This is a genomic window from Pseudomonas sp. (assembly GCF_026224925.1).
GTDB lineage: Bacteria > Pseudomonadota > Gammaproteobacteria > Pseudomonadales > Pseudomonadaceae > Aquipseudomonas.
The window spans coordinates 1-3,628 of sequence record NZ_JAMFRV010000178.1 but is presented as its reverse complement, the minus strand read 5'-3'; the positions used below and the strand labels follow the sequence as shown (position 1 = coordinate 3,628).

The following is a 3,628-nucleotide window of genomic DNA, read 5'->3' as shown; positions in this document are numbered from 1 at the left end:
GGTTTTGTGCTTCGCTCCCCCGACACTTTGCAGCCATACGCTCGCTGTGTCGGCGAGTGGCTTGAACATTGGAGGAGTGTGCGTAGCGACCAGACCTTCCTGGCCGAGCGCCGCGAAGGGCAATGGTATCGATTGAGCTATGGTCAGGCACGACAACAAATCGGAGCTTTAGCGCAAGGCCTACTGGATATGGACCTTGCGAAAGACGCACCCCTAGTGGTGCTGTCTGAAAATGACATCGACCATGCATTGCTGACGTTGGCAGCGATGCACATCGGTGTACCTGTGGCGACTATTTCGGTGGCTTACTCGCCCTCTGCGGGAGACTGCACCAAGCTGCACACAATCCTGCGCTTGCTTGGGCCAGCGGTCATTTTCGCCAATGACGCAAAGCGTTTCGCACACGCCTTGATAGCGACCCACCCCGACTGTCCAGTTATTGTTGCCCGTAATCACGACCAACTTGGTGGCGCGATTCACTTGGGCGATTTATATGGGTGTGATGAAACTCCAGCCGTTATGGCTGCTTTCGAACAAGTTACTCCTGGTACAACGGCACGCTACTCGCTGACGTCCGGTTCTACTGGCGCACCTAAAGTCGTGGTCACTACCCAGCGGATGCTGTGCGCCAATCAACAATCAATTGCGCAGTGTTGGAGATTTGTCGAGCACAGCGAAATGATCGTGCTTGACTGGCTGCCCTGGAGCCATGTGTTCGGCGCCAATCACAACTTCAATCTGGTATTACGCAATGGCGGCAGCCTCTACATAGACGATGGCCGCCCTATACCAGGTGCGATCGAGCGGACGCTGGAAAACATTGCTTCGGTGCGCCCGACGCTGTTTTTTAATGTACCTAAGGGCTACGAGGTCATGTTGCCGTTCCTGGAGTCGGATGACGCGTTGGCCCGTTGCTTCTTTGAACGGCTGGAGATGGTGTTCTTCGCCGGGGCGGCATTACCTCCCAGCCTATGGCAGCGGCTGAAAACGGTTGCTGCTCGGGTGAGCGCCAAACCACTGTTTTTTTCCAGTGCATGGGGGGCTACCGAGACTTCTCCTGTGCTGACCATGGTGCATTACCCGACTCAAGTCTGTGCTGACATCGGCCTACCCGTGCCCGGTATTGAGATCAAGTTCGTACCCAATGGGGACAAGCTGGAAATGCGAGTTCGCGGCGATTCGGTGTTCAACGGGTACCGAAATAGCCCTGAATTGTCGACTTTGGCATTTGACGAAGAGGGCTATTACTTCACGGGTGATGCCGGCGAACTGATTGACCCTTTCTCCCCGCAACAAGGCGTTCGGTTCAATGGCCGAATAGCCGAGGATTTCAAACTCACCACTGGCACCTGGGTCTCGGTAAGCGCTCTGCGGGTGAGGGTGCTCAGTGCCCTATCGCCCTATGTCCAGGACTGTGTAATTACCGGACATGACCGCGACGAATTGGGAGCTCTCTTGTTTGTCTCGCCGGCACTGCGCGAGTTGGCGGGTGAGGGTGGTCATGACATGAGTGCTGAGAAGCTGGCTGCCTGTGTGGCCGTTCGGGGAGTGCTTCTGGCTGGAATCCTGCGCCTGGCCGAAGAAACTCCAGCTTCATCCCAACACATCCAGCGGCTGGTCATTCTCGACACTCCAGCCAACCCCCAAGACGGTGAAATTACCGATAAGGGGTACATCAATCAACGTCAATCACTAAATCTTCGTGCGGATCAGGTCTCTCGCCTATACGCCGAACAACTCGACCCGGCGGTCTTTCTACTCGCCCAGGCCACAGGAGCACTCTCCCATGCCATCTGAACGTAAGTACAAGGTTGCGATCATCGGCTCCGGCAACATCGGTACCGATCTTATGATCAAAATTCTACGCCATGCCAATCATTTGGAAATGTCAGTGATGGTGGGTATCGACGCCTCTTCTGACGGTCTCGCTCGCGCCCAGCGCATGGGGGTGGCGATCACTCACGAAGGTGTCGAAGGCCTGGCACGTATGCCCGAGTTCACCGATATCGACTTTGTCTTCGACGCCACTTCAGCCAGTGCACATGTGAAGAACGACGCATTCTTGCGTGCGATCAAACCCGGGATTCGCTTGATCGATCTCACACCAGCGGCTATTGGCCCTTACTGTGTACCCGTGGTGAATCTGGAGGCTAACCTCCATCAGTTGAACGTCAACATGGTCACCTGCGGTGGCCAAGCCACTATTCCGATGGTGGCTGCGGTATCGCGGGTGGCCAAGGTGCATTACGCCGAAATTGTCGCGTCCATCGCCAGTAAGTCCGCAGGCCCCGGCACCCGCGCGAATATTGACGAATTCACCGAAACCACATCCAGGGCCATCGAAGTGATCGGGGGCGCCACCAAGGGTAAGGCCATCATCGTGATGAACCCTGCTGAACCGCCGTTGATGATGCGTGACACGGTCTTTGTGCTGTCCGAAGCGGCTGATCAAGCAAGAGTTGAAGCCTCTATTGAGGAAATGGCTCAAGCGGTTCATGCCTACGTCCCAGGCTATCGCCTGAAGCAAAAAGTGCAATTTGAAGTAATCGGCCAAGAAGCACCGCTAAAGATCCCGGGTCTGGGCACATTTTCCGGGCTGAAAACTTCGGTGTTCCTGGAAGTGGAAGGCGCGGCCCATTACCTTCCGGCGTATGCCGGCAATCTCGACATCATGACCTCCGCAGCCTTGGCGACCGCCGAACGCATCGCGCAGTCGCTGATCAACGCCTGAGGAGGCACTCATGGACATCCAGAAAAAACTTTACATCAGTGACGTGACTCTGCGTGACGGCAGCCATGCCGTGCGCCACCAATATTCGGTGCAGAACGTGCAGGACATCGCGCGCGCATTGGACAAGGCAGGCGTGGACTCCATCGAAGTTGCTCATGGCGACGGCTTGCAGGGTTCAAGCTTCAACTACGGTTTTGCCGCCCACACTGACCTGGAGTGGATTGAAGCGGCGGCTGATGTCATCAGTCACGCCAAGATTGCTACGCTGCTATTGCCGGGCATTGGCACCGTGCATGATCTTAAGGCGGCGTATAACGCTGGTGCCCGAGTGGTTCGCATCGCGACCCACTGCACCGAAGCGGATGTGTCAAAACAGCACATCGAATTCGCCCGTGATTTGGGCATGGATACCGTCGGCTTTCTTATGATGAGCCATATGATCTCGGCAGAGCATCTGGCGCAACAGGCCAAGCTGATGGAGAGCTATGGCGCGACTTGCGTATACATGGCTGATTCGGGAGGGGCCATGAACATGCAGGACATTCGTGATCGTTTCCGTGCGTTCAAGGCGCTGCTTCAGCCCCAGACCGAAACCGGAATGCACGCGCACCATAACCTTTCTTTGGGGGTGGCCAACTCGATCACCGCCGTAGAGGAAGGCTGTGATCGTATTGATGCAAGCCTGGCCGGTATGGGAGCCGGGGCAGGTAACGCACCGCTCGAAGTGTTTATCGCTGCTGCCGAACGATTGGGCTGGAACCACGGCACGGATCTCTACACGCTAATGGACGCTGCCGACGATATCGTACGGCCACTGCAGGATCGCCCTGTACGGGTCGATCGAGAGAGCTTGGCGTTGGGGTATGCAGGGGTCTATTCAAGCTTCCTGCGCCACGC

General features: G+C 56.4%; 3 protein-coding genes. All 3 read left to right on the top strand.

All coding sequences use genetic code 11. The features are described 5' to 3' along the window. On the top strand, positions 1-1,797 hold a 1,797-nt coding region (locus M0974_RS07620), incomplete at its 5' end, for a feruloyl-CoA synthase (protein ID WP_297834829.1). Then, complete coding sequence (locus tag M0974_RS07615) at positions 1,787-2,731, top strand: acetaldehyde dehydrogenase (acetylating) (protein WP_297834827.1); 945 nt, start codon at positions 1,787-1,789, stop codon at positions 2,729-2,731. The genes M0974_RS07620 and M0974_RS07615, both read left to right, overlap by 11 nt. Before the next feature lie 10 nt (positions 2,732-2,741). Further along, positions 2,742-3,628, top strand: an 887-nt coding sequence (gene dmpG / locus M0974_RS07610; RefSeq protein WP_297834825.1) for a 4-hydroxy-2-oxovalerate aldolase, incomplete at its 3' end; no start/stop codon positions are given.

Excerpts from the sequence above, each read along its gene's own strand:
- M0974_RS07615 (WP_297834827.1), top strand. The coding sequence starts at position 1,787 with ATGCCATCTGAACGTAAGTACAAGGTTGCGATCATCGGCTCCGGCAAC.